The organism is Actinomadura miaoliensis, assembly GCF_039536785.1.
Classification (GTDB): domain Bacteria; phylum Actinomycetota; class Actinomycetes; order Streptosporangiales; family Streptosporangiaceae; genus Spirillospora; species Spirillospora miaoliensis.
This window is the reverse complement of the sequence record NZ_BAAAZG010000027.1, coordinates 23,465-47,478: the sequence shown is the minus strand read 5'-3', so window position 1 is coordinate 47,478 and position 24,014 is coordinate 23,465. Positions and strand designations below refer to the sequence as shown.

Annotated in this window: 23 protein-coding genes; 17 read left to right on the top strand and 6 right to left on the bottom strand. The window is 72.6% G+C overall.

What is annotated here, in order from left to right; translation table 11 throughout:
* Both ABD811_RS21185 and ABD811_RS21180 read left to right on the top strand, forming a co-directional pair.
* Positions 1-1,945 (top strand): ATP-dependent Clp protease ATP-binding subunit (locus ABD811_RS21185; protein ID WP_344950293.1); only part of this gene is annotated, 1,945 nt, incomplete at its 5' end.
* Between the two features lie 349 nt (positions 1,946-2,294).
* Positions 2,295-3,101, top strand: coding sequence for an NmrA family NAD(P)-binding protein (locus tag ABD811_RS21180; RefSeq protein ID WP_344950290.1), 807 nt, complete (start codon positions 2,295-2,297; stop codon positions 3,099-3,101).
* A gap of 100 nt (positions 3,102-3,201) precedes the next feature.
* Here ABD811_RS21180 and ABD811_RS21175 read toward each other — a convergent pair whose 3' ends face one another.
* Positions 3,202-4,074 (bottom strand): HhH-GPD family protein, encoded by an 873-nt coding sequence (locus ABD811_RS21175; protein WP_344950287.1) that lies wholly within the window; start codon positions 4,072-4,074, stop codon positions 3,202-3,204.
* A 66-nt stretch (positions 4,075-4,140) separates the two neighbouring features.
* Between ABD811_RS21175 and ABD811_RS21170 the strand changes: the two genes are divergently transcribed.
* Entirely contained in the window at positions 4,141-4,758 is a 618-nt protein-coding gene (locus ABD811_RS21170; protein ID WP_344950285.1) for a hypothetical protein, read from the top strand.
* Positions 4,759-4,806: 48 nt separating this feature from the next.
* On the opposite strand, the gene disA is transcribed toward ABD811_RS21170, so the two are convergent.
* Both disA and radA read right to left on the bottom strand, forming a co-directional pair.
* Positions 4,807-5,889, bottom strand: coding sequence for a DNA integrity scanning diadenylate cyclase DisA (gene disA, locus ABD811_RS21165; RefSeq protein WP_344950282.1), 1,083 nt, complete (start codon positions 5,887-5,889; stop codon positions 4,807-4,809).
* A gap of 275 nt (positions 5,890-6,164) precedes the next feature.
* On the bottom strand, positions 6,165-7,679 hold the full coding sequence (gene radA, locus ABD811_RS21160; protein ID WP_344950279.1) for a DNA repair protein RadA: 1,515 nt from the start codon (positions 7,677-7,679) through the stop codon (positions 6,165-6,167).
* 200 nt (positions 7,680-7,879) lie between these two features.
* Between radA and ABD811_RS21155 the strand changes: the two genes are divergently transcribed.
* Positions 7,880-8,767 carry an SGNH/GDSL hydrolase family protein gene (locus ABD811_RS21155; RefSeq protein ID WP_344950276.1) on the top strand — a complete coding sequence of 296 codons (888 nt, stop codon included), beginning with the start codon at positions 7,880-7,882 and terminating at the stop codon, positions 8,765-8,767.
* Between the two features lie 36 nt (positions 8,768-8,803).
* Here the strand turns inward: ABD811_RS21155 and ABD811_RS21150 are convergent, their stop codons facing one another.
* Both ABD811_RS21150 and ABD811_RS21145 read right to left on the bottom strand, forming a co-directional pair.
* The gene (locus ABD811_RS21150; RefSeq protein WP_344950273.1) at positions 8,804-9,862 is read right to left on the bottom strand and encodes an alpha/beta fold hydrolase; all 1,059 of its coding nucleotides are present in this window, start codon (positions 9,860-9,862) and stop codon (positions 8,804-8,806) included.
* Positions 9,863-10,062: 200 nt separating this feature from the next.
* Positions 10,063-10,761 carry a class I SAM-dependent methyltransferase gene (locus ABD811_RS21145; RefSeq protein ID WP_344950270.1) on the bottom strand — a complete coding sequence of 233 codons (699 nt, stop codon included), beginning with the start codon at positions 10,759-10,761 and terminating at the stop codon, positions 10,063-10,065.
* Positions 10,762-11,046: 285 nt separating this feature from the next.
* On the opposite strand from ABD811_RS21145, the gene ABD811_RS21140 reads away from it, so the two are divergent.
* From ABD811_RS21140 to ABD811_RS21105, 8 genes are all read left to right on the top strand, one after another.
* Positions 11,047-11,946 carry a sugar phosphate isomerase/epimerase family protein gene (locus tag ABD811_RS21140; protein WP_344950267.1) on the top strand — a complete coding sequence of 300 codons (900 nt, stop codon included), beginning with the start codon at positions 11,047-11,049 and terminating at the stop codon, positions 11,944-11,946.
* The gene (locus ABD811_RS21135; RefSeq protein WP_344950264.1) at positions 11,943-12,605 is read left to right on the top strand and encodes a TetR/AcrR family transcriptional regulator; all 663 of its coding nucleotides are present in this window, start codon (positions 11,943-11,945) and stop codon (positions 12,603-12,605) included. Before ABD811_RS21140 ends, ABD811_RS21135 begins: the two co-directional genes overlap by 4 nt.
* 50 nt (positions 12,606-12,655) lie before the next feature.
* Positions 12,656-13,393, top strand: coding sequence for an ABC transporter ATP-binding protein (locus ABD811_RS21130; protein WP_344950261.1), 738 nt, complete (start codon positions 12,656-12,658; stop codon positions 13,391-13,393).
* Complete coding sequence (locus tag ABD811_RS21125; RefSeq protein WP_344950258.1) at positions 13,390-14,124, top strand: ABC transporter permease; 735 nt, start codon at positions 13,390-13,392, stop codon at positions 14,122-14,124. Before ABD811_RS21130 ends, ABD811_RS21125 begins: the two co-directional genes overlap by 4 nt.
* A 133-nt stretch (positions 14,125-14,257) precedes the next feature.
* The gene (locus ABD811_RS21120; protein ID WP_344950255.1) at positions 14,258-15,529 is read left to right on the top strand and encodes an LCP family protein; all 1,272 of its coding nucleotides are present in this window, start codon (positions 14,258-14,260) and stop codon (positions 15,527-15,529) included.
* A 79-nt stretch (positions 15,530-15,608) separates the two neighbouring features.
* Positions 15,609-16,529 (top strand): proline dehydrogenase family protein, encoded by a 921-nt coding sequence (locus tag ABD811_RS21115; RefSeq protein WP_344950253.1) that lies wholly within the window; start codon positions 15,609-15,611, stop codon positions 16,527-16,529.
* A 59-nt stretch (positions 16,530-16,588) separates the two neighbouring features.
* On the top strand, positions 16,589-17,383 hold the full coding sequence (gene proC / locus ABD811_RS21110; RefSeq protein ID WP_344950250.1) for a pyrroline-5-carboxylate reductase: 795 nt from the start codon (positions 16,589-16,591) through the stop codon (positions 17,381-17,383).
* A 69-nt stretch (positions 17,384-17,452) separates the two neighbouring features.
* Entirely contained in the window at positions 17,453-17,881 is a 429-nt protein-coding gene (locus tag ABD811_RS21105) for a hypothetical protein (RefSeq protein ID WP_344950246.1), read from the top strand.
* Between the two features lie 189 nt (positions 17,882-18,070).
* On the opposite strand, the gene ABD811_RS21100 is transcribed toward ABD811_RS21105, so the two are convergent.
* Complete coding sequence (locus ABD811_RS21100) at positions 18,071-19,288, bottom strand: alpha/beta hydrolase (protein WP_344950243.1); 1,218 nt, start codon at positions 19,286-19,288, stop codon at positions 18,071-18,073.
* Positions 19,289-19,474: 186 nt separating this feature from the next.
* Between ABD811_RS21100 and ABD811_RS21095 the strand changes: the two genes are divergently transcribed.
* The 5 genes from ABD811_RS21095 (at position 19,475) to ABD811_RS21075 (ending at position 23,943) form a co-directional block, all read left to right on the top strand.
* Complete coding sequence (locus tag ABD811_RS21095) at positions 19,475-20,692, top strand: acetoin utilization protein AcuC (protein WP_344950240.1); 1,218 nt, start codon at positions 19,475-19,477, stop codon at positions 20,690-20,692.
* 102 nt (positions 20,693-20,794) lie between these two features.
* The gene (locus tag ABD811_RS21090; RefSeq protein ID WP_344950299.1) at positions 20,795-21,601 is read left to right on the top strand and encodes a phosphatase; all 807 of its coding nucleotides are present in this window, start codon (positions 20,795-20,797) and stop codon (positions 21,599-21,601) included.
* A 339-nt stretch (positions 21,602-21,940) separates the two neighbouring features.
* A complete protein-coding gene (locus ABD811_RS21085) occupies positions 21,941-22,144 on the top strand; it encodes a helix-turn-helix domain-containing protein (protein WP_026414196.1) in 204 nt (67 codons plus the stop codon).
* 636 nt (positions 22,145-22,780) lie between these two features.
* A complete protein-coding gene (locus ABD811_RS21080) occupies positions 22,781-22,879 on the top strand; it encodes a 30S ribosomal protein bS22 (protein WP_018654693.1) in 99 nt (32 codons plus the stop codon).
* A 47-nt stretch (positions 22,880-22,926) separates the two neighbouring features.
* Positions 22,927-23,943, top strand: a complete 1,017-nt coding sequence (locus ABD811_RS21075; RefSeq protein ID WP_344950237.1) for an NAD-dependent epimerase/dehydratase family protein — start codon at positions 22,927-22,929, stop codon at positions 23,941-23,943.
* The last annotated feature ends 71 nt before the right edge of the window (positions 23,944-24,014 follow it).

Sequence of the window (24,014 nt, the reverse complement as noted above, 5' to 3'; positions counted from 1 at the left end):
CACCGAGATCGAGCGGGTCATGCAGGTGCTGAGCCGCCGCACCAAGAACAACCCGGTGCTGGTCGGCGAGCCCGGTGTCGGCAAGACCGCCGTCGTCGAGGGCCTGGCGCAGAAGATCGTCAAGGGCGAGGTGCCCGAGACCCTCAAGGACAAGCAGCTCTACACGTTGGACCTGGGCGCCCTGGTCGCCGGTTCCCGCTACCGCGGTGACTTCGAGGAGCGCCTGAAGAAGGTGCTCAAGGAGATCCGCACCCGCGGCGACATCATCCTGTTCATCGACGAGCTGCACACGCTGGTCGGCGCGGGCGCCGCCGAGGGCGCGATCGACGCGGCCAGCATTCTCAAGCCGATGCTGGCGCGCGGTGAGCTGCAGACCATCGGTGCCACCACGCTGGACGAGTACCGCAAGCACCTGGAGAAGGACGCCGCCCTGGAGCGGCGCTTCCAGCCGATCCAGGTGGCGGAGCCGTCGCTGAGCCACACCATCGAGATCCTCAAGGGGCTGCGGGACCGGTACGAGGCGCACCACCGGGTGTCGATCACCGACAGCGCCCTGGTGGCCGCCGCGCAGCTGGCCGACCGTTACATCTCCGACCGGTTCCTGCCGGACAAGGCGATCGACCTGATCGACGAGGCCGGGTCGCGGATGCGGATCCGCCGCATGACCGCGCCGCCGGACCTGCGCGAGTACGACGAGAAGATCGCCGGTGTGCGCCGGGAGAAGGAATCGGCGATCGACGCCCAGGACTTCGAGAAGGCCGCCGCTCTGCGCGACTCCGAGAAGCAGCTCCTGGCCGCCAAGGCCGCGCGGGAGAAGGAGTGGAAGGCCGGCGACATGGACGTCGTCGCCGAGGTCACCGAGGAGCTGATCGCCGAGGTCCTGGCCACGGCCACGGGCATCCCGGTGTTCAAGCTGACCGAGGAGGAGTCCTCGCGGCTGCTGCGCATGGAGGACGAGCTGCACAAGCGCGTCATCGGCCAGCACGACGCGATCAAGGCCCTGTCGCAGTCGATCCGCCGTACCCGCGCCGGGCTGAAGGACCCCAAGCGTCCGGGTGGCTCGTTCATCTTCGCCGGCCCGTCGGGTGTCGGTAAGACCGAGCTGTCCAAGACGCTGGCGGAGTTCCTGTTCGGGGACGAGGACGCGCTCATCCAGCTGGACATGAGCGAGTTCATGGAGAAGCACACCGTCTCGCGGCTGTTCGGTTCCCCGCCCGGTTACGTCGGGTACGAGGAGGGCGGCCAGCTCACCGAGAAGGTGCGGCGCAAGCCGTTCTCGGTCGTGCTGTTCGACGAGATCGAGAAGGCGCACCCGGACATCTTCAACAGCCTGCTGCAGATCCTGGAGGACGGTCGGCTGACCGACGCCCAGGGCCGGGTGGTGGACTTCAAGAACACCGTCATCATCATGACCACGAACCTGGGCACCCGGGACATCTCCAAGGGCGTGTCCATGGGGTTCGCGCGTCAGGGCGACGAGCAGGGGTCCTACGACCGGATGAAGGCGAAGGTGCAGGAGGAGCTCAAGCAGCACTTCCGGCCCGAGTTCCTCAACCGTGTCGACGACACCGTGGTGTTCCACCAGCTGACCCCGAAGGAGATCATCCAGATCGTGGATCTGATGATCGCCAAGGTGGACGAGCGGCTGCGCGACCGGGACATGGGCATCGAGCTGCGGCCCGAGGCCAAGCAGCTGCTCGCCGAGCGCGGCTACGACCCGGTGCTGGGTGCGCGTCCGCTGCGCCGCACGATCCAGCGGGAGATCGAGGACGCGCTGTCGGAGAAGATCCTCTACAGCGAGCTGAAGCCCGGCCAGATCGTGATCGTCGGCACCGAGGGTGAGGGCGAGGACGCGAAGTTCACCTTCCGGGGTGTGCCGAAGCCGTCCGGCGTGCCCGACAGCCCGCCGCCGATCGAGGGCGCGGTCAACTTCAACAAGGACTGACGCCCGTCACGCGAGCCGACGAAGGGCCCGCGCAGCTCCCCGGTTCTCATGGACTTGGAGATCTGGGAGGACCGGCAACCACGTCTAGGGGCGCCACCGATCGCATCGGTGGCGCCCCTAGACGTGCGCGGCCGCCTCCCTCACCTGGGACCAGGGATCGGAAATGGGCTCCCACAGCGCCTTCACCCTCGCCACCGACAGACCGATCTAGGTCGAGATCACCGGGTCAGGTGACCAGCGGCCCGGCAGGCGCACCGGCAGTCGAGCGGGCTTCTTGACCTCAAGAGTGATTGAGGTTCTAGGTTCCTCTGTGACTCCTCCGGACAAGATGACCTAAGGAAACTCGACTGTGACGACTTTGGTGACAGGTGCCACCGGGAACACTGGTCGGCACGTTGTGGCAGAGCTGGTTCGCCGTGGAGAGCGGGTTCGGGCCCTGACGCGAAACCCGGCGGCGAACGCCGGGAGGTTTCCGGCCGAGGTGGAGCTGGTGGCCGGCACGCACAACGCACCGGAAACGCTGGACACCGCGCTCCAGGGTGTCAGCCGGCTGCACATCACGGTGACGGCGGGACTGGCCGAGGTGGGGCCCGAGCTGGTCCAGCGGGCGGTCGCCGCGGGCGTCCAACGCATCACCGTGCTGTGGGGCGGTTGGGTGGGCCCGGTCGAGCAGGCGGTGGCGGACTCGGGCGTGGAATGGACACGGCTGGAAGCACAGGAGTTCATGTCCAACACGTTGACCTGGGCCGAATCGATCCGAGCCGAGGGAGTGGTCCGGGAACCGTACGACCTCCCCAGCGCGCTGGTGCACGAGGCCGACATCGGGGCCGTGGCAGCCGTCGCACTGCTCGATGACGGCCACGCAGGGCGGTCCTACAACCTCACCGGGCCCGAACCGCTGACACCGACTGACCGCATCGCGATCCTGTCCCGGGTGATCGGCCGCGACATCGCCTTCGAGCCGATAACGCACGAACAGGCGATCGACAGGCTGATGGCCACCGGTGTGTCCCGGGCGGACGCCGAGTTTGTCATCGGCTGGTATGCCGAGCCCGGTGATGCCGCCACGACCGTGGACGACACGGTGGAACGGGTGATCGGTCGTCCAGCACGTACGTTCACCGAGTGGGCGAAGGAGCACGCGGACCGTTTCTAGGCCGGGGTGATCTCTACGGCGATGTGTTGCGACAACCGTTAGAAAGCGCCCTCGGAACGGCGCGGGCCCTTGCGCGTGCACCCGCCTCGGCGGGCCAGGGCTAGGCGGGGAGGGCGTAGCGGCCGTCGTCCAGGGGGTCCACCAGGCCGTCGGCCACGAGGGCGTCCAGGGCGCGTTCCCGTTGGACGGGATCGGACCACACGACGTCCAGCGCCGACTTCTCCACGGGGCCGTCGGCGTCGCGCAGGACGGCCAGGAGGCGGCCCCGGCACTGGCGGTCGGTGCCCGCGTAGGTCTGGCCGCGCCGGGGCGGGCCGTCGTAGGCGGGACGGCCGGCGGCGTGCCAGGCGCAGGACGACAGCACCGGGCAGTCCACGCAGCGGGGCGTGCGGGCCGTGCAGACGAGGGCGCCCAGCTCCATGACGGCCACGGACCAGCGGGCCGCGGTCGGGGCGTCGGCGGGCAGCAGCGACTCGGCCAGCCGGACCTCGGCGGCGGTCTGCGAGCGCGGCGGGTACTCCTCGCCGGAGACCAGGCGCGCCAGCACCCGCCGGACGTTGGTGTCGAGCACGGCGTGCCGCTGCCGGAACGCGAAGCTGGCCACGGCGGCGGCGGTGTAGGCGCCGATGCCGGGCAGTGCCAGCAGATCCGCGTGCGACTCGGGGACCCGTCCGCCGTGCCGTTCCACGATCGCCCGGGCGCTCTCGTGCAGGCGCAGCGCCCGGCGCGGGTAGCCGAGGCGGCCCCAGGCGCGCACCGCCTCGCCGGACGGCTCGGCCGCCAGCGCCGCCGGCCGCGGCCAGCGCGCCATCCACTCCCGCCAGACGGGCAGGACGCGGGCCACGGGGGTCTGCTGCAGCATGATCTCGCTGACCAGGACGCCCCACGGGGTGGCGTCCGGGGCGCGCCACGGCAGGTCCCGGGCGTTGTCGGCATACCAGTCGAGGATCGGCTCGGTGTAGGTGGTCTCCATGACGACTCGCCATTGTCGCACGGCGGGTCGCCGGTCCGGCCCGCGCCGACTCTGCATACTGTCCGCATGGGCGCTGACACCGGACGTGACGACGGTGTGGTCGACCGGTACTGGCGGCGGCGGGCCACCGTCCTCGCCGTCGTGCTCGGCGTCCTGGTGGTGCTGGCCTACGGCTGCGGAGGGGACGACGGCACGACGGGCGACGCGGCCGACGGCCCCACCGACGCGCCCACCATTCCGAGCGCGGCGCCGACCGTCACGGTGACCGCGACGCGGCGCGTCCCGGCCGCACCCGCCCGGCCGGAGGGGGACGCCTGCGCCGGGGAGGACCTGGTGGTGGGGCTGACCACGGCCCGCGACACCTACGCCGGTGCGCAGCGGCCGCGGTTCACCGCGACCGTCGTCAACACCGGGCCGGGCGCGTGCACGTTCGACGGCGTCCTCGACGTGCGGGTGACGTCCGGGCCCGACCGGGTCTGGTCGTCGGCCCGCTGCGCCCGCCGCGGCTCCGCCGAGCGGACGCTGCGCCGCGGCATCCCGCACGTCGAGACGGTGACCTGGGACCGCAGGCGTTCGTCGGGCGACTGCCGGGTCAGGGGGCTGCCCGCGCGGCCCGGCACCTACGTCGCCACGGTGCGGGCGGACGGTCTCCAGCCCGCCAGGCGGGTGTTCCATCTGCGCTGAGCGGACGGAACGCGGGAGCGGCCGGCCGTCTCGGGGACGGCCGGGACGTCAGACGTAGCGTTCCAGGATCGAGGACTCGGCGAGGCGGGACAGGCCCTCGCGGACGCTGCGGGCCCGGGACTCGCCCACGCCGCCGACCGCCTGCAGGTCGTCGATGCCGGCCGCCAGCAGCTTCTGCAGGCCGCCGAAGTGCTCGACCAGCCGCTCGACCACCAGGCCGGGCAGCCGCGGCACCTTGGCCAGCAGGCGGTAGCCCTTGGGGCTGACGGGCAGGTCGAGGGCGTCCGGGCCGGCGAAGCCCATCACCTCGGCGACCGTGGACAGGTCGAGCAGCTCGTTGGCCGACAGCCCGTCCAGCGCGGCCAGCACCGCGGCCACGCCGCGGGCGCGGGCGTCCTCGGACGGGTAGTCGCGCACGATCAGCTCGCGGTCGACGTCCACCCCGGACACCAGCTCGTCCAGCTGCAGCGACAGCAGCCGGCCGTCGGTGCCGAGCTCGACCACGTAGCCCTCGATCTCGTCGGCGATGCGGCGGACCATCTCCAGGCGCTGGACGACCGCGCTGACGTCCCGCACCGTGACCAGGTCCTCGATCTCCAGCGCCGACAGCGTGCCGGACACCTCGTCCAGCCGCAGCTTGTACCGTTCGAGCGTGGCGAGCGCCTGGTTGGCCTTGGACAGGATCGCGGCCGAGTCCTCCAGCACGTAGCGGGTGCCGTCGAGGTACAGCGCGATGATGTGCATCGACTGGCTCACCGAGATCACCGGGTGGCCGGTCTGCCGGGCGACCCGCTCGGCGGTGCGGTGCCGGGTGCCGGACTCCTCGGTGGGGATCGTCGAGTCGGGGACCAGGTGCACCGCGGCGCGCACGATCCGCGTGTGCGTGTCGTCCAGGACGATGGCCCCGTCCATCTTGGCCAGCTCGCGCAGGCGGGTGGCGGAGAACTGCACGTCCAGCTCGAACCCGCCGGTGCACAGGTCCTCGACGAGCCTGTCGTAGCCGAGGACGATCAGGGCTCCGGTGTGCCCCCGCAGGATGCGCTCCAGTCCGTCTCGTATCGCGGTGCCCGGGGCTACCGCGGCGAGCGTGGCGCGGCGTCGTTCGTCATGACCCTTGTCGTGTGTTGGCACCTGGCCCCCGGAGGTCTCTGGTCGGCGTCAGTTTATCGAGGAGCCCGCGGACGGGTTTCTCCCGTGGTTGGTTGTCCCCCTCCGGGCCGAGGGGGATGCCGCCCGTCACGCCGTACTGGCGGCCGCGGGCGGGTCCTGCTTCGCCGACCCCGGGCCGCCGCGTCGCGGTCCTCCGTGGTCTCCACAGGCCGTCGCCGCCGGTTCGGCGGCCCTGGAGATATTACGCGGGTCCTGACGTCCCGGTCATGCCCCCCTGAACTGATCGCCGGGGGCGGTCAGGGGGCGGTGAAGGCGACCTGCAGCGCCTGGGTGAGGCTGTCGACCTCCATGACCTTCATGCCCTCGTAGCTGGTCAGCTGCGGATCGGCGCGCTTGAGGGGCGTGCCGTCGCCCAGTTCGAGGGAGCCGCGGGGCACCACCGCGTACTTGAACCCCAGCCGGGCGGCCTCGGCCAGGCGGCGCTGGACGCCCGGCACGACCCGCACCTCGCCGGCGAGGCCGACCTCGCCGAGCGCGATGAGCTGCGCCGACAGCGCCTGCTCGACGGTGGACCCGGCGACCGCCAGGGCCAGCGCCAGGTCGACGGAGGTCTCGGTGAGCCGGACGCCGCCGACCGTGGAGACGTACACGTCCTGCTCGTGCATGGAGATCTTGCAGCGCTGGGCCAGCACCGCCAGGACCATGGCGACCCGCGAGGAGTCCAGGCCGGAGGACGCGCGGCGCGGGGACGGCAGGTAGGACTTGGCGACCAGCGCCTGCACCTCGGCGACCAGCGGGCGGCGGCCCTCCAGCGTCACCGTCACGCAGGTGCCCGGGACGGGCTCGTCGCGGCGGGTCAGGAACAGCCCGCTGGGGTCGGCCACCCCGACGATGCCGACCTCGGACAGGTCGAAGCAGCCGAGCTCGTCGGTGGGGCCGTAGCGGTTCTTCACCGCGCGGATCATGCGGAGCCGGCTGTGCCGGTCGCCCTCGAAGTACAGGACGACGTCGACCAGGTGCTCCAGCAGCCGCGGCCCGGCGATCGCGCCCTCCTTGGTGACGTGGCCGACGAGCACCACGGTCATGCCGCGTTCCTTGGCCACGCGGATCAGGTTGGCGGTGACCTCGCGGATCTGGGTGACGCCGCCCGGCGCGCCGTCCACCTCGGCGCTGCCGATGGTCTGGATGGAGTCGACGACCAGCAGCGTGGGCTCGACGGCCTCGATGTGGCCGAGCACCGCCGACAGTTCGGTCTCGGCGGCCAGGTACAGGTCGTCGGTGATGGCGCCGACCCGGTCGGCGCGCAGCCGCACCTGCTCGGCCGACTCCTCGCCCGTCACGTACAGCACGGGCGTGCGGCCGCCCTCGGGGGAGCGGGCGTCGGCAGGGCCGCCCTGCCGGGGGACGGCCGGGGTGCCGTCCTGCCGGGGGACGGCGCCGTCGGCCGACTCGCGGGCGTCGGCGCCGGTGGAGGCGAGCGCGGCGACCTCCAGCAGCAGCGTGGACTTGCCGATGCCCGGCTCGCCGGCGAGCAGCAGCACGGCTCCGGGCACCATGCCGCCGCCGAGCACGCGGTCGAGTTCGTCCAGGCCGGTGGGACGGGTCTGCGCCGTCCGCACGTCCACCTGGCCGATGGGCCGGGCGGGCGCGCTGACGGGCCCGGCGGTCACCACCCGGGGCGGCGCGGCCGTGCCCGCCTCGCCGACCGAACCCCAGGTCTGGCACTCGCCGCAACGGCCCACCCACTTGGAGGTCTGCCAGCCGCACTCCGAGCAGCGGTAGGTGGCCTTCGCCGTCTTCGCCTTCGCCATGGCCCGAACAGTACGGGCCGCGGCCGACACTCCGCGCGTCCGGTGCCCTCGCCGACCTTGCCCGGCGGTAAAGGATCGCATCGCCCTCGGTAATCGACTGATGACTTTGCGTGTGTTGATCGCGTAGGGTCGGTCCGGTCGTGTGCTCCTGGACGAAGGCCGCGTGATCGTCCGCGGCTCGATCGAGAGGACCGGTGATCATGCGGGGGAAACGGGTTCTGGGGGTCGGCACGTTCACGGCGACGCTGCTGGCGGGCACGCCGGCGGCGGCCGGGCACGCCGCCCGGACGGCGGCGGGCGAGCGGTACGTGGCGCTCGGCGACTCCTTCACCGCCGGGCCGGTCATCCCGCGCCAGTACGGCACACCGGCCGGATGCCTGCGCTCCAACCGCAACTACCCGGCGCTGGTCGCCGCGCGGCTGCGGCTGCGGCTCACCGACGTCAGCTGCACCGGCGCCCGCGTCCGCGACCTGTCCGCGTCGCAGCGCACCCCGCTCGGCACCAACCCGCCGCAGCTGAACGCGCTGACGCGCGACACCGCCCTGGTCACCGTGGGGATCGGCGGCAACGACCTGGGGTTCAAATCGATCTCTGTCGCCTGCGGCCTGGCGAGCACCACCAACCCGCTCGGCGCGCCGTGCGCCGGCCGGTACGCCGACACCTACAACGAGCGGCCCGACAAGATCCGTCCGCTGGTCGGCGACGTGCTGCGGCAGATCCGCGCCCGAGCGCCGCGCGCCCGCGTCATGGTCGTCGGCTACCTGCGGCTGCTGCCCGACGCGCCGGGCTGCTGGCCGCTGGTCCCGGTGGCCCGGGGCGACCTGGCGTTCCTGAACGACCTGCAACGCGACCTGAACCGGGTGCTGGCCGAGCGGGCGCGCGCCCACGGCGCCGACTTCGTCGACGCCTACCAGGGCGGCGAGGGCCACGACATGTGCGCCCCGGCCGGGCGCAGGTGGGTCGAGGGCATCCTGCCGTCGAGCGTGGCCGCACCCGTGCATCCCAACGCGGCGGGCATGCGGGAGGTCGCCGACCGCGTGGTGGGCGTCCTGGCCAGGAGCAGGCTGGACAGGAGGAACCTGGCCTGAGCCGGGCCACGCGCCCGGCTCAGGCCGCGGCGCGGATCAGGCGGCGGCGGACTCGCGGACGCGTTCGATGAGGTCGCCCAGGTAGCCGGAGACGACGTCCGGACGTTCGAGCATGGCCATGTGACCGGTCGTCGGGACGACCTCCAGGCGCGCCGACGGAATGCAGTCGGCGATCTTGATGCTGTGCTCGACCGGGGTGAGGCGGTCGTTCTCCGCGCCGATGACCAGCGTCTCGGCGGGGGCCAGGGTGGCGCACTCGCTGATGACCTCGGTGTTGATCATCGAGTGCAGGAAGTCGAACAGCGCGTCCATGCGGGTCTCGGCGAGCATCTGCTCGCTGAACTCCAGCGCGGCCGGGCTGGCGTCCGGCCCGAACGCGATGAGGTCCTCGACCAGCAGGGAGCCGTCGCGGCCCAGGTGGCGCACCTTCTCGATGAGGGCCGAGCCCGCGCCGGCCGCGCGCAGGGCGCGGGGGATCACCCGCTGCGTGGTGCGCGCCAGGACGGCGGGCAGGCCCAGCGGGGCCTCGCCGAGCGCGCCGGACGACGTGCACACCAGGCCGACGCCCACCACCTTGCGGCCGATCCGGTCGGAGTACTCGTCGGCGTAGCGCATGATCGTCATGCCGCCCATGGAGTGGCCGACCAGCACGACGGGGGTCTCGGCGGGGACGGTCTGGTCGATCACGGCGGCCAGGTCGTGCGCCAGGCGGGGCAGCCCGTAGCCGTCGCGGTCGCCGCCGTCGGAGCGGCCGTGACCGCGCTGGTCCCAGAACACCAGGCGGGCGCGGCCGCGCAGGGCCTTGCGCTGGAAGTGCCAGGAGTCCTGGGTGAGCGTCCAGCCGTGGCAGAACACCACCGCCAGGTCGGTGCGGTCCTCGCCGTCGATCTCGGCGTACAGACGGGTGCCGTCGTCGGCGCGCACGGGCACGGGGCGGCCGCGCAGGGAGCCGAACGGCTCCGCGGCGTAGGGGTCGGGACGCAGGCGCAGGCGGCGTACGGCGCGGCGCTGGGCGGCCAGCCCGACGCCGGCGGCGCCCGCGCCCAGCGCGGTGGCGGTGAGGATGGCTCGGCTCGTCCGTGCGGTACGGCCCATGTCGGGTCCCCTCCCGTCGGGATGCGATGGCGGTTGAATTGTTGTACAGCGCGTCCATTGGCGGCCAGACCCGCCGGACGGGTGTGACCAACCAGTCAGTAACCGGGCGGTGACCTCGGCGCCACGTCCTCGACGCCCTCCGGTACGGCGGCGCGCGTCAGGCGGGGCGCGTCAGGCGGGGCGTGTCAGACGGCGGGGCGTCAGGTGCGGCGCCACCAGAGGTTGACGGCGTAGTCCACCTCGCAGCCCTCGTGCTCGCGCAGGAACTCCGCGGCCAGCTCGGCGGGGAACTCGATGCGCAGCACGGCGGCGAGGTCGTCCCGGTCGGCGAACGACCAGCGGATCATCAGCGGCTCACGGGCGAAGCCCTGCCGGGACCAGAACCGCTCGACCGCGGCCGGGTCGTAGGAGGGCAGCCCGCGCCGGAACCAGCGGCCGAACGTCGAGCGGGTGGCGTCGTTGTCGATGATGAAGATCGCGCCGCCGCGCCGTACCACCCGGGACAGCTCGGCCAGCCCCGGTTCGCAGCCGGGGCCGAAGAAGTACGCCCACCGCACGTGCGCGACGTCCACCGAGGCGTCCGGAAGCGGGATGGACTGGGCGACGCCGACGCGGACCGTGACGTTCGGCTCGTCGCGCACCCGCCGCCGGGCCGCGGCGGCCAGCGCCGAGTGCGGCTCCACGCCGATCACCCGCGCCGCCTCGCGGGCGAACCGCGGCAAGTGGAAGCCGGTGCCGCAGCCCAGGTCGAGCACCGTCGCACCGGCCCAGGGGCGGATCGCCCACATCGCCGACTCCAGCGTGCCGTCGGGGTCCACGGCACGGTTCTCGATCTCGTAGACCTGGGGGGAGTTCCAGATGTTGGGGCTGGGCACGGCGCCCGCAGCGATCTCGGCCACGAGGACAGAGCGTAGTCATCCCGCGCCGCGCCAAATAAGATCACCTGGGTCGGAGGGTAACTTCGGGCGTTCGGGCGCATAGGCTTTGCGTTGCGTGAGCGCCGTCGGCGGAGCGGAGCCCCGGACCGGGGCCAGGGGCCGCCGAAGCCGGTCCGGCCCCGGGAGGACGACCCGAGGGCGCGGGACCGCGGACCCAGGACGGGCCCGCTGCTCCGGTCCGTGCGGCGGAGCGCACGACGGACACCCGAGCGACATACTGCCGAGCGAAATTATGGCGAGGGAGCCTTGACCCCGCAGCACAACGGCGCCGTTCCGCCCGCGATTCGCGTGCCGGACGCGCCGATCACGCTGTCCACCGCGTCGGTCTACCCGGAGAAGGTGCCGAGCGCCTTCGAGATCGCGGCGCTGCTGGGGTACGACGGCGTGGAGATCATGGTGTCCACGGACGCGTCCTCGCAGGACCTCAACGTGCTGCGCCGCCTGTCGGACTACCACCAGGTCCCCATCCGCTCGATCCACGCCCCGTGCCTGCTGCTCACGCAGCGGGTGTGGGGGCGCGAGCCGTGGGGCAAGCTGGTGCGGTCCAAGGAGGTGGCCGAGGCCCTGGGCGCCGACGTGGTCGTCGTCCACCCGCCGTTCCGCTGGCAGCGCGAGTACGCGCGCGAGTTCGTCCAGGGGCTGGCCCGCATGCAGGACGAGACGGACGTCCTGTTCGCGGTGGAGAACATGTTCCCGCTCAAGGCCCGGGGCGCCGAGGCGGGCATGTACGCCCCCGACTGGAACCCCATCGACCAGGACTATCCGTACGTCACGCTGGACCTGTCGCACACCGCGGTGTCCGGCTCGGACGCGCTGGACATGGCCGGGCGGCTCGGCGAGCGGCTGCGCCACGTCCACTTGGCCGACGGCGTCGGCGTCACCAACAAGGACGAGCACCTGGTGCCGGGGCGGGGCAACCAGCCGTGCGGGCCGTTCCTGGAGCGGCTCGCCGACGACGGCTACCGCGGCCACATCGTGCTGGAGGTCAACACGCGCCGCGCCAACAGCCGCGCCGAGCGCATGGAGGACCTGGCCGAGGCCCTGGCGTTCGCGCGCCTGCACCTGGCGGCGGCCGCCCTGGAGGAGCGGACGCGCACCTGGGAGGTCACTCCGGGCGGTGAGATCTCCCCGCGGGGAGCGCGATGACCGAGGTCGCGCGCCCCGAACGCGACCCGGGCGACCCGGGTGACACGGGCGACGCGGGTGAGCGGCCGCGCGGGCGCGCGCGGCGGGGTCCGGGGCGGCGTCCGGGGCCGACCGAGACCCGCGACGAGATCCTCGACGCGGCCCGCGCGCTGTTCGCCGAGAAGGGGTACGACGCCACGTCGCTGCGGTCGATCGCCCGGGCGGCGGGGGTCGATCCGGCGCTGGTGCACCACTACTTCGGCAACAAGGAGGGGGTCTTCACCGCGGCCATGCGGTTCCCGGTGGACCCCGGTGAATTCCTGCCGCGCATCATGGCGACGCCCCGCGAACGGCTCGGCGAGGCGATGGTCCGCACGTTCCTGACGGTCTGGGAGGACGACGCGCGGCGGGCCCCGATCCTGGCGATGCTGCGCTCGGCCATGACCAACGAGCGGGCCGCGGTGGCGGTGCGCGAGTTCGTGACCTCGGCCCTGTTCGGCCGGGTGGCGGAACTGGGCGGCATCCCCAGGCTGCGGCTCAACGCGGCGGCCGGCCAGATGATCGGCGTGATGTTCCTGCGGTACGTGCTGCGCGTCGAGCCGATCGCCTCGGCCGGCCGCGAGGAGCTGGTGGAGCTGCTGGCCCCCACCATCCAGCGCTACTTCGACGAACCCTCCTGACCTCTTGACGGCTCCTTGACCCGGGCCGCGTGCGGGCTTAATTTCAACACATGATGAATTCTTCGCCTCCGGCCGTGCGCGTCGCCGGCCTGCGGGTGCGGCGAGGCGGCCGGGAAGTGCTGCACGAGGTCACCTTCGAGGTGCCGCGCGGCTCGATCGTCGGCCTGCTGGGCCCCAGCGGATGCGGCAAGACGACGCTGATCCGGGCCATCGTGGGGGTGCAGATCGTCACGAGCGGCACCGTGACCGTGCTCGGCGAGCCCGCGGGCCGTCCCTCGCTGCGGCGCCGCGTCGGCTACGCCACCCAGAAGCCCGCCGTCTACGCCGACCTCAGCGTCGCCGAGAACCTGCGCTACTTCGCCTCCGTACTGGGCGCCCCGCGGCAGGACGTGGACCGCGTGGTCGCCGAGGTGGGGCTCGAACGCCAGCGCGACCAGCTCGTCGCCACCCTGTCGGGCGGGCAGCTCGGCCGCGTCAACCTGGCCGCCGCGCTGCTCGGCACGCCCGAGCTGGTGGTGCTGGACGAGCCGACCGTCGGCCTCGACCCGGTGCTGCGCCAGGAGCTGTGGGCGCTGTTCCGGCGGCTGGCCGATCGCGGCGTCACGCTGATCGTCTCCAGCCACGTCATGGACGAGGCGGGCCGCACCGACCGGCTGCTGCTGATGCGCGAGGGCCGGATCCTGGCCGACGGTGCCCCCGCCGAGCTGCGCGCCGCCGCCGGCACCGACGACCTGGAGCAGACGTTCCTGCACCTGATCAACGAGCGGACGGAGGCCCGGACGTCATGAGCCTGGTGATCACCCTGGCCACCACCCGGCGGATCCTGGCGCAGCTGCGGCACGACCACAGCACGATCGGGCTGATGGTCGGCGTGCCGACCGTGCTGATGATCCTGCTGCGGTACGTGTTCGACCGGCCGGCGCTGTTCGACCGGATCGGGCCGATGCTGCTCGGCCTGTTCCCGTTCGTGATCATGTTCATCGTGACCAGCGTGGGCACGCTGCGCGAACGCGCCGGCGGCACCCTGGAGCGGCTGATGACCTTGCCGATGGGCCGCCTGGACCTGCTGGTCGGCTACGCGCTGGCGTTCGGCGTGCTGGCGCTGGCGCAGGTCGGCGTGGTGCTGGCGATCTCGCTGACCTGGCTCGGCCTGGACCTGGCCGGGTCCGGGTGGGCACTGGTGCTGGTGGCGGTGCTGGACGCGCTGCTGGGCATGGCGCTGGGGCTGTTCGCCAGCGCGTTCGCCCGCAGCGAGTTTCAGGCGGTGCAGTTCATGCCCGCGTTCGTACTGCCGCAGACGCTGCTGTGCGGGCTGGTCGTGCCGCGCGACCAGATGGCGTCCTGGCTGGAGGCGATCTCGAACGCGCTGCCGCTGACGTACGCGGTGGACGCCATGCAGCGGGTCAGCCGGGAGCCGGACGTCGGCGGCGAGCTGGTGCGCGACATCGTGGTCATCGCCGGGTGCACGCTGCTGGCCCTGCTGCTGGGCGCGGCCACCCTGCGCCGCCGCACGCCGTGACGCCCGGCCGGAGCACGCCGTGACGTCCCGCCGACGCGGGCCGTAACCAACGTCACGCGCGCTGACCGCCACCGGACGTCATACGAGGTAAACCTGCCTGTCTGGGGTGACTTGCCTGATAATCTCCGGCGCCATGACCCCCGAAGACCACCCCGGCCCCCAGGCGCACAGGCAGCACGACGACGACCCGTTCGCGCCCTCCGCCCCCACGGGCCAGGGAGGGACGCCGGGACGAGCGGCGGCCGGGCACGGAGTCCCTCCGCACGGACCGAACGGCCCGCACGGACCGAACGGCCCGAGCGGACCGAACGGCCCGAGCGGCCCCCAGGGCCCGAACGGCCCGGATGACGAGTTCCCCCTGGGCGAGGGGACCGGGCGGCACGGCGAGGGACGGCGACGCAAGAAGCGCTGGCCGCGGGTGCTGGCGGGCGTGGTGGTCTTCGTCCTGCTGGCCGTGGCCGGCGTCGCCGGGCTGGTCTGGCAGCGGCAGTCGTCCTACAACGGCAACATCGACCGGATGCCCGGGGCCATGCCCACCGGCAACCGGCCCGGCCCCAACGTGACCGGCACCGAGAACTGGCTGCTGGTCGGCTCGGACACCCGCGCCGACATGGGCACCACCGGCGAGGGGCGCGGGGTGTGGAAGCCGGGCCGGCAGCGGTCCGACACGATCATGCTGCTGCACCTGCCCGCCGACCGCAGCAAGGCCTACATCATCTCCTTCCCCCGCGACCTGTGGGTGGACATCGCCGACTACGGCAACCAGAAGATCAACGCGGCGTTCTCGTTCGGCGGCCCGCCGCTGCTGATCCAGACCGTGGAGAACCTCACCGGCATCCGCATCGACCACTTCGGCGCCATCGACTTCGAGGGGTTCAAGTCGATGACCGACGCGCTCGGCGGCGTGGAGGTCGACATCGCGCAGAGCGTCTACGACCCGGCGCGCAAGATGCGCTGGGAGGCCGGCCGGCAGAAGCTGGACGGCGAGAAGGCGCTGCTGTTCGTCCGGCAGCGCTACAACCTCCCCAACGGCGACTTCGACCGGATCAAGCGGCAGCAGGCGTTCCTGCGCGCGCTCGCCCAGAAGGCCGCCGACAGCGGGACGATCAGCAACCCGCTCAAGCTCGACCGCTTCCTCACCGCGTTCACCAAGTCGATCAGCGTGGACGACAAGGTGTCCGCGGGCGACCTGCGGTCGCTGGCGCTGAGCATGCGCGGCGTGCGCGCCTCGGACGTGGTGTTCATGACCGTCCCCAACAAGGGCAGCGCCATGCGCGGCAAGCAGAGCGTGGTGCTCCTGGACCGGACCAAGGGGAAGGCGTTGTTCGAGGCGGTGCGCACGGCCAAGATCGCCGAGTACGTGCAGCGGTACGGAGGGGTCAACCGGACCGGAACCGTGTCGTGATCGTGACTCCTTCTCCGGGCGTTAACCTGGAGACGCCGGGACAGCGGACAGTGTCGTCCCACCGGAGAAGGGGTTGCCAGTGCTTCGTCAGGCTCTTCTGGTCGCCTCCCGCCGCGGCGGCGTACGCAGGCTCGTCGAGACCGCTCCGTTCACCCGCGACGTGGTGCGCCGCTTCATCGCGGGCGACACCATCGACGACGCGTTGCGGGTCACCCGCGAACTGACCGGCGAGGGGCTGGCGGTCACCCTGGACGTGCTCGGCGAGGACGTCCACGACAAGGGCCAGGCCGAGTCCACCGTCAAGCACTACGTCGAGCTGCTGGGCCGGCTGGCCGACACCGGGCTGGGCGGCCGCGCCGAGGTGTCGCTGAAGCTGACCGCCGTGGGCCAGGCCCTGGACGAGGATCTGGCGCTGGAGAACGCCCGGCGGGTGTGCGCCGCCGCCCGTTCGGCCGGCACCACGGTGACCCTCGACATGGAGGACCACACCACCGTCGACTCCACCCTGCGCATCCTGCAGGAGCTGCGGCGCGACCACCCCGACACCGGGGCGGTGATCCAGTCGTACCTGCGCCGCGCCGAGGAGTACTGCGCCGAGCTGGCCTACGAGGGGTCGCGGGTGCGGCTGTGCAAGGGCGCCTACGCCGCGCCCGAGCACGTCGCGTTCACCGACAAGGCCGAGATCGACCGGTCGTACGTGCGGTGCATGCGGATCCTGATGAACGGCAAGGGCTACCCGATGCTGGCCACGCACGACCCGCGGCTGATCAGCATCGCCGCCACGTTCGCGCTGGTCAACGATCGTGCCCCGGGCAGCTACGAGTACCAGATGCTGTACGGCATCCGGCCGCAGGAGCAGCGGCGGCTCGCCGCCGAGGGCGAGCGGGTGCGCGTGTACGTCGCCTACGGCGGCGAGTGGTACGGCTACTTCATGCGGCGGCTCGCCGAGAAGCCCGCCAACCTGCGCTTCTTCCTGCGCTCGGTGGCCACGCGCTCCTAGCCGCGGGGCCCCTCGATAGTCTGGCGTGGTCAGGAGAAACCCCACGTCAAGGTGCGTAAATGATCGCGATTCTGGGTGCCGGGAAGATGGGCGAGGCGCTGCTGTCCGGCGTGCTGCGGGCCGGCCGCCGCCCGGCCGAGCTGATGGCCACCGTCCGCCGCGAGGAGCGCGGGGCGCTGCTGCGCGAACGCTACGGCGTCCAGATCGTCACCAACGTGGAGGCCGCCCGGACGGCGAGCACGCTGGTGCTGGCCGTCAAGCCGCAGGACATGGGGGCCCTGCTGGACGAGATCGCCCCGCACGTGCCGTCCGGACGGCTGGTGATCTCCATGGCGGCCGGCATCACCACGTCGTTCGTCCAGGACCGGCTGCCCGCCGACCTGCCGGTGGTGCGGGTCATGTCCAACACGCCCGTGCTCGTGGACGAGGCGATGAGCGTGATCTCGGCGGGCTCGCATGCCGGCGAGGAGCACCTGAAGCTGGCCGAGGAGCTGCTCAGCCCGGTCGGCAAGGTGCTGCGCATCCCCGAGTCGCTGCAGGACGCGGCCACCGCGCTGTCCGGCAGCGGCCCGGCGTACTTCTACTACCTGGTCGAGGCCATGGTCGACGCGGGCATCCTGCTGGGCATGCCGCGCGCGGCCGCGCTGGAGATGGTGATCCAGTCGGCCGTCGGGGCGGCGGTCATGCTGCGCGACTCGGGCGAGCACCCGGTGCTGCTGCGCGAGGCGGTGACCTCGCCAGGCGGGACGACGATCGCCGCCATCCGCGAGCTGGAGAAGCACGGGGTGCGCGCCGCCGTCCTGGAGGCGATCGAGGCCGCCCGCGACCGGGGCCGCGAGCTCGCCGGCGGCTGACCGCCGGACGAATCCGGGCCGGATCGCGCCGAATTTGAGCCGATGCGCCCCGGCGACCGTGTTAGGGACATGGACATCCCGCTTCGCCTGCTCGTGGCCGCCGGACTGGCGGTCGACGCCTTCGTGCACTGGCGGTTCGCCCCCGACATGAAGTTCGTGGAGGGCGGCAGCATCGGCGGCGACGTGCTGTTCCGGGTCCAGGCCGTGGCCGCCGCGCTGGCGGCGGTGCTGGTCCTGGTGCTGGCGCGCCGCTGGACGTACGCGGTCGCGTTCCTGGTGGCGGGCAGCGCGGTCGGCGCGCTGCTGCTCTACTACGCCGTCGACGTGGGCGCGCTCGGCCCGCTGCCGAACATGTACGAGCCGGTCTGGTACGGCGAGAAGACCGCCAGCCTGGTCGGCGAGGGCGTCGCCGCGCTGGCCGCGCTGGCGGGGTTCCTCACCGTGGGGCGCTCGTCGCGGCGGCCGGGCGAACGGCCCGAGGCGGCCGCGGAGGGCTGACGCGGCGCCTGACGAGGGCGTTGGGCCTTCCCGTACGAGGGTCTTGCGCGAGGGCTTCCCGTGCGAGGGCCTTTCGCGAGGCGCGGGCCGAGGTTGGCGAGGCGCCTCCGCACTCCCGCGGCCTTGTGCACCAGGCGGGTGTGCGGAGGCAGCCTCAAGTCCTGTGGCCGGGCGGCCGTCCGGGGGCCGTCATGCGACGGCCTCGGCACCGGACTGGCCCCCGTCGCCGCCGCGGCCTCCGTTCGCGCGGCGGCCTCGCGCGGCGGTGCGTCCTCGGCCGGCCGTGCGGCTTTTGCCCGGCGTGCGGCCCCGTGCGGCGGGCGCGGCGAGGACCGAGCGGACGAAGCGGGCGGTCTCGCTCATCGCCGCGTCCGCCTCGGGCAGCACCCGGTTGAGCATCTGGAACACGTGCATCTGGCCGTTCCACACCTGCAGCAGGCAGTCGCCGCCGCCCTCGCTGATGGCCCCGGCCAGCGCCTCGGCCTCGGGCCGCAGCACCTCCCGGCTGCCGACCTGGATGAGGACCGGCGGCGTGTCGGTCCAGCGGCAGGCCAGCAGGGCCAGCCTGGGGTCCTGCAGGTCGGCGGTGCCGACCACGAGGCGGGCGACGCGCCGGGCGGTGGACGCGCTGATGTACGGGTCGCGGGCGAGCCGCTGCTCGCGCGTCGACAGCTCGCACGTCAGGTCCACCCAGGGCGAGAACAGCACCACCCCGGCGGGGCGCGGCAGGCCGGTCCGGCACAGCTCGCCGGTGAGGGAGGCGGCCAGGTGCCCGCCCGCCGAGTCGCCCGCGATGACCACGCGGTCGGCAGGGACGCCGTGGTCCAGCAGCAGCCGGTAGGCGTCCAGCGCGTCCTCCAGCGCCGCCGGGAACGGATGCTCGGGCGCGAGCCGGTACCGGGGCACCAGGACGGGCAGGCCGGTGTCGGCGGCCAGGCGCGCGGTGATCGGCCGGTGGGTCCGGGGGGAGCACACGACGTAACCGCCGCCGTGCAGGTAGAGGATGGCGCCGTCGAGCGGCTCGTCCCCGGGGTCGCGGGGCTCCACCCACTCGCCGAGGACGCGGCCGGTGCCGTGCCGGCCGGGTTCGCGGGGCAGGTCGTCGGCCAGGCGCACCCGGACGCGCGGGTCGGCCCTGACCAGCCGGGACGCGATGTCGACCGTCGTGCGGGCCGTCCGGATGATCAGTGAGTGGCCGGGGACGTGGTGCACGATCGGGCCGAGCGTCAGCCGCAGCGTGCCGGAGATGGCCCGGCTGAGGGGGCTGGGGCCGCCGTCGTAAGGAACCGCTTGCTGATGAATCGCCTGCCGGGCGAGCCCGCCGGGAAGCGCACCGTCCGACGCCCCGCCGGACCCGGATTCGTCCGGCGGCTCGGGTACATCATCAGCAATGAGATGTTTGTCCATGCGCATCCCAAAAGTCAGGTTTCGCCCATGTTACGTAAAGCACAGTCCAATGTCAGGTAGGTCACAGGGAAGTTCCCGCAGGTGACGCCGCCGGGGGCGGCGCAGCCGCGACGGCGCGGGCGGATCCGCGCGCATGTGATTCAGGCCACACGGCCTGACCAGGGGCGGGGCGATACCGTGAACGTCATGAGCAGCCCCGCGCCGTCTCCTGCCTCCGACAGCTGCGGACTCCGGGTCTTCTGGGACGACAAGCTCGTCTCCTACGACTTCGGCGCCGGGCATCCCCTCAACCCCGTGCGCGTCGAGCTGACCATGGCGCTGGCCCGCGAGCTGAAGGTGCTGGACGCGCCCGGCGTGCGGCTGGAGGAGTTCGACCCCGCGGACGAGGACCTGCTCGGGCTGGTGCACGAGGCGCCCTACATCGCCGCCGTCCGGCAGGCGGGCGCCACCGGCCGCGCCGACCTGCGGCACGGCCTCGGCACCGCCGACAACCCGGTGTTCATCGGCATGCACGAGGCGTCGTCCCTGGTCGCGGGCGCCTCGGTCGCCGCCGCCCGCGCCGTGTGGACCGGCCGCAGCCCGCACGCCGCCAACATCGCCGGGGGCCTGCACCACGCGATGGCGGGCGCCGCCAGCGGCTTCTGCGTCTACAACGACCCGGCCGTCGCGATCGCCTGGCTGCTCGACCAGGGCGCCGAACGGGTCGCCTACGTGGACGTCGACGTCCACCACGGCGACGGCGTCCAGGCCGCCTTCTACGACGACCCCCGGGTGCTGACGATCAGCCTGCACGAGACGCCGCGCACGCTGTTCCCCGGCACCGGCTTCCCCACCGAGACCGGCGGCAAGGGCGCCGAGGGCTCGGCCGTCAACGTGGCGCTGCCGCCCGGCACCGGCGACGCCAACTGGCTGCGCGCCTTCGACGCCGTCGTGCCGCCGCTGCTGCGCGCGTTCCGCCCGCAGGTGCTGGTCACCCAGCACGGCTGCGACAGCCACGCGCTCGACCCGCTGGCCCACCTGATCCTCAGCGTGGACGGGCAGCGCACCGCGTACGCGATGCTGCACCGGCTGGCGCACGAGACCGCCGGCGGCCGGTGGGTCGTCACCGGGGGCGGCGGCTACGAGCTGGTCCAGGTGGTGCCGCGCGCCTGGACGCACCTGCTGGCCGAGGCGTCCGGACGGCCGATCCCGCCCGAGACGCCCACCCCCCGGGACTGGCGCGAGTTCGTCCGCCTGCGGACCGAGGAGATCGCGCCGCTGCGGATGACGGACGGCACCAGCGTGGTCGAGGTGCGCACCTGGGCCGAGGGCTACGACCCGGCGAACCCGGTCGACCAGGCGGTGCTGGCGACCCGGCGGGAGGTCTTCCCCGAGCACGGCCTGGATCCGCTGATGTACGCCTGACCGCCGCCCCGCGTCCGCCGTGACCCGTCCGCCCTGACCCCGCCCCCGCGCCCCCGTGACCGTCCCCTGAGTGAACCCGTGAGCGAGAACGTGAGTGAAACCCTGACGCCCCCGTCCCGCGCCGAGCTGCGCGCCCATCTGGTCCACACGATGATCGCCGGTGACGTGGCCACGCCCCGCCAGAACAACCTCCGGCACTACCGGCGGATGGTCGCGGGCGACCCGTACTACCAGTTCGGCCTGGACCTCAAGCGGTCGTGGACCGAGGCCGACGTGCTGGCGCTCATGGTGGAGCGCTGCGGCGTCAACCCCGACCCGCGCCACGTCTACGGGGACGACACGATCGACCCGGACCTGACCATCGACGCCCTGGAGTCGATGGGCGACCGGATCGGCCAGGCGGCGCGGCGCCGCGAGCGGGTGGTGCTGGCCACCGGGCACCCGGCCACGCTCACCCCGATCTACCAGGCCGTGTCCGAGGCTTTGCGGGAGGCGGGCTGCGCGGTGCTGACGCCGGCGGCGGGCTGGACGTACGAGATCGACCAGGACTACGGCGGCGTCGAGCGGCGGCGGATCGTCTACGCGCCGGGCGGCGTGGCGATGCTGGAGGACGACGGCGGCCGCACCCACCACACCCACGACGCCGCCCCCATGGAGGCGATGCTGGGCGAGCTCGCAGCCGAATCAGACAATTGGCCGGATCTGGCCATCGCCGACCACGGCTGGGCCGGGGCGGCCGGCCAGGCGGGCATCGACGCCGTCGGGTTCGCGGACTGTAACGACCCCGCGCTGTTCGCCGGCGCCGCCGAGGGCAAGATCCACACGGTGGTGCCGCTGGACGACGGCATATCTTCCCAGCACTACGCCCCTTTGACCGCCTATTTGCTGCACCGCGCCGGACTCGTCTGACCCTCGGAACCGCCTCCCGGCCCCCGCTGCGCATGTCACTGGTTGTGACAGAAGCACGGTAGAGGGGCGAATGTGTCGTTCGTGGGTGTGCGTTGGTGTTTGGGTCGCCGGTCGCCGCCGGGTCCCGGCTCACATCCGATGGCCGCGAAACCGCCCGTGCCACCGTGTGACCCTCGGGGCGAAACCAGACTGTGGCCATCAAGACAGGTCGGGATACGCAAATGGGTGGAACTCCCCTCTTGCGACTGTCGGTACACGATTTACGCTGGGGGAAGTACACGTGCGTGATCAAAGTCACCCAAAGGGCCGGTGCGCGGCACGTGTGGAAGAGGGCGTCCGATGAGCTCAGGCGAGCGACCTCTCAGCGAGGTCAGGTTCCTGACTGTGGCCGAAGTGGCGGCGGTGATGCGGGTGTCCAAGATGACCGTCTACCGCCTCGTCCACTCAGGCGAGCTGCCCGCGATCCGGGTGGGCCGCTCGTTCCGGGTTCCCGAGCAGGCCGTTCACGACTATCTGCGCGACGCGTTCATCGAAGCCGGATAACGGGGTAGGGCGGGGTCATGACCCATGACCTCGCCGTTCACCCGGTATCCGGTCGTGCAGGGGGCGCCAGCACGGGGGCAGGAAAGCCGAGGAGACAGGGCACGACACGACACCGACAGGCCGGCGGCCACCCGGCCGCCGGAATCGGTGACCGTGATCGCGGGGTCCGCGCCGACCTCGCCGTCGGCGGGCGCGGCCGCACCGACGTGTGCGCCGGGCGCGCCGCCGGCCGCAGGCGGGTACGCGCCGGGCCCGCGGTTCGTCATGTCCGCATGCCCGCCGGGCCATACCACCCCAGCGCCGTGACCGCACGTCACCACGCCGGAGCGAAGCCTCTCCCGACGCGGCACTCCGCGGAGGCGCGCGCCGTGATGCGGACGAGCACCATTGCGCAGACGGACGCCCTGGCGTGGACAGGCGACCTCGCGTGGACGGGCGACCTGGTACTGACGGGCGAGCAACGGCCCGGCAACGGCCCGGGTACGGGCACGCCGGTGGGCGGGGGGCCGAGCGTGGGCGGCACAGCGGTACCCTTTGTCAGCGGACCGTGCGCGACCGCCGGGCGTCCATGGGACATGGGGCCGGGTGGCGGCACGGCCCTTCTTTCCTGTCACCCGATTCGCCGAGCGAGGTCCCGTGGGCTCCGTCATCAAGAAGCGCCGCAAGAGGATGGCCAAGAAGAAGCACCGCAAGCTTCTGAAGAAGACACGCATCCAGCGGCGCAACAAGAAGTAAACACGCTGGCCATTCAGCCGTAAGGGGTGGGACGCACAGTGTCATCCATGCCCACCGCCGCGGCCCGTGTGGTTCTCGTCACGGGAGTCTCCCGGTTCCTGGGAGCGCGGGTCGCAAGCACCCTCCAGGCCGATCCCGGCATCGAGCGGGTCATCGGCGTGGACACGGTCCCCCCCACGACGCCGCTCGGACGCACCGAGTTCGTGCGCGTCGACATCCGCACGCCGAGCATCGCGAAGGTCATCGCCTCGGCCGGGGTCGACACGGTGGTCCACCTGAGCCTGGTGACCGCCCAGTCGGTTCCGCGGTCGAAGGTGAAGGAGTTCAACGTCATCGGCACCATGCAGCTGCTGGCGGCCTGCCAGCGCTCGCCGGACATGCGCAAGCTCGTCGTGCGGTCCTCGGCCGCGGTGTACGGCTCCTCGCCGATGGACCCGGCGGTGTTCACCGAGCGCGACGAGCCGGTCGAGGCGCCCGCCCACGGGTACGCCAAGGACGCCGTCGAGGTCGAGGGCTACGTGCGCGGGCTGCAGCGGCGCCGGTCGGACCTGACGGTGTCGGTGCTGCGCTTCGTCAACTTCCTCGGGCCGGGCGTGGACTCGCCGCTCACCCGGTACCTGCGGATGCCGGTGGTGCCGACGGTGCTCGGGTTCGACCCGCGCCTGCAGTTCGTGCACGAGGACGACGGCATCGAGGTGCTGCGCCGGATGACCGTGGAGGACCATCCCGGCACCTTCAACGTGGCGGGCGACGGCGTGCTGCTGCTGTCGCAGGCGCTGCGCCGCGCGGGGCGTCCCTTCGTGCCGATGCCCGCGCAGTCGCTGTCGGTGCTGGGCGACATGGGCCGCAGGTTCGCCGGGCAGACCGGGTTCTCCCCGGAGCTGCTGCGGCTGCTGATGTACGGGCGGGTGGTCGACAACTCCCGGCTGGTGGCCGAGCTGTCGTGGCGGCCGAAACACTCGACGGAGGCGGCGTTCGCCGAGTTCCTGTCGGCCAACGGCATGGGGCAGCCGGGCCCGCTCGGCCTGCTCGAGCGGCTCGGCGCGGCGCTGGTACGGCACTGACGGACGGCACCGGCGCGACGGTGCCGGGGGTCGGCGTTCACGGGCGGGCGCCGAGGGGAACGATGGGCCGG

Bases quoted from the DNA above. Each gene is read 5' to 3' on its own strand.
- proC (WP_344950250.1), top strand. From the start codon at position 16,589: ATGATCGCGATTCTGGGTGCCGGGAAGATGGGCGAGGCGCTGCTGTCC.
- ABD811_RS21155 (WP_344950276.1), top strand. From the start codon at position 7,880: ATGCGGGGGAAACGGGTTCTGGGGGTCGGCACGTTCACGGCGACGCTG.
- ABD811_RS21135 (WP_344950264.1), top strand. From the start codon at position 11,943: ATGACCGAGGTCGCGCGCCCCGAACGCGACCCGGGCGACCCGGGTGAC.
- ABD811_RS21125 (WP_344950258.1), top strand. From the start codon at position 13,390: ATGAGCCTGGTGATCACCCTGGCCACCACCCGGCGGATCCTGGCGCAG.
- ABD811_RS21120 (WP_344950255.1), top strand. From the start codon at position 14,258: ATGACCCCCGAAGACCACCCCGGCCCCCAGGCGCACAGGCAGCACGAC.
- ABD811_RS21085 (WP_026414196.1), top strand. From the start codon at position 21,941: ATGAGCTCAGGCGAGCGACCTCTCAGCGAGGTCAGGTTCCTGACTGTG.
- ABD811_RS21130 (WP_344950261.1), top strand. From the start codon at position 12,656: ATGATGAATTCTTCGCCTCCGGCCGTGCGCGTCGCCGGCCTGCGGGTG.
- ABD811_RS21105 (WP_344950246.1), top strand. From the start codon at position 17,453: ATGGACATCCCGCTTCGCCTGCTCGTGGCCGCCGGACTGGCGGTCGAC.
- ABD811_RS21075 (WP_344950237.1), top strand. From the start codon at position 22,927: ATGCCCACCGCCGCGGCCCGTGTGGTTCTCGTCACGGGAGTCTCCCGG.
- radA (WP_344950279.1), bottom strand. From the start codon at position 7,679: ATGGCGAAGGCGAAGACGGCGAAGGCCACCTACCGCTGCTCGGAGTGC.
- ABD811_RS21095 (WP_344950240.1), top strand. From the start codon at position 19,475: ATGAGCAGCCCCGCGCCGTCTCCTGCCTCCGACAGCTGCGGACTCCGG.
- ABD811_RS21100 (WP_344950243.1), bottom strand. From the start codon at position 19,288: ATGGACAAACATCTCATTGCTGATGATGTACCCGAGCCGCCGGACGAA.
- ABD811_RS21170 (WP_344950285.1), top strand. From the start codon at position 4,141: ATGGGCGCTGACACCGGACGTGACGACGGTGTGGTCGACCGGTACTGG.
- ABD811_RS21150 (WP_344950273.1), bottom strand. From the start codon at position 9,862: ATGGGCCGTACCGCACGGACGAGCCGAGCCATCCTCACCGCCACCGCG.
- ABD811_RS21175 (WP_344950287.1), bottom strand. From the start codon at position 4,074: ATGGAGACCACCTACACCGAGCCGATCCTCGACTGGTATGCCGACAAC.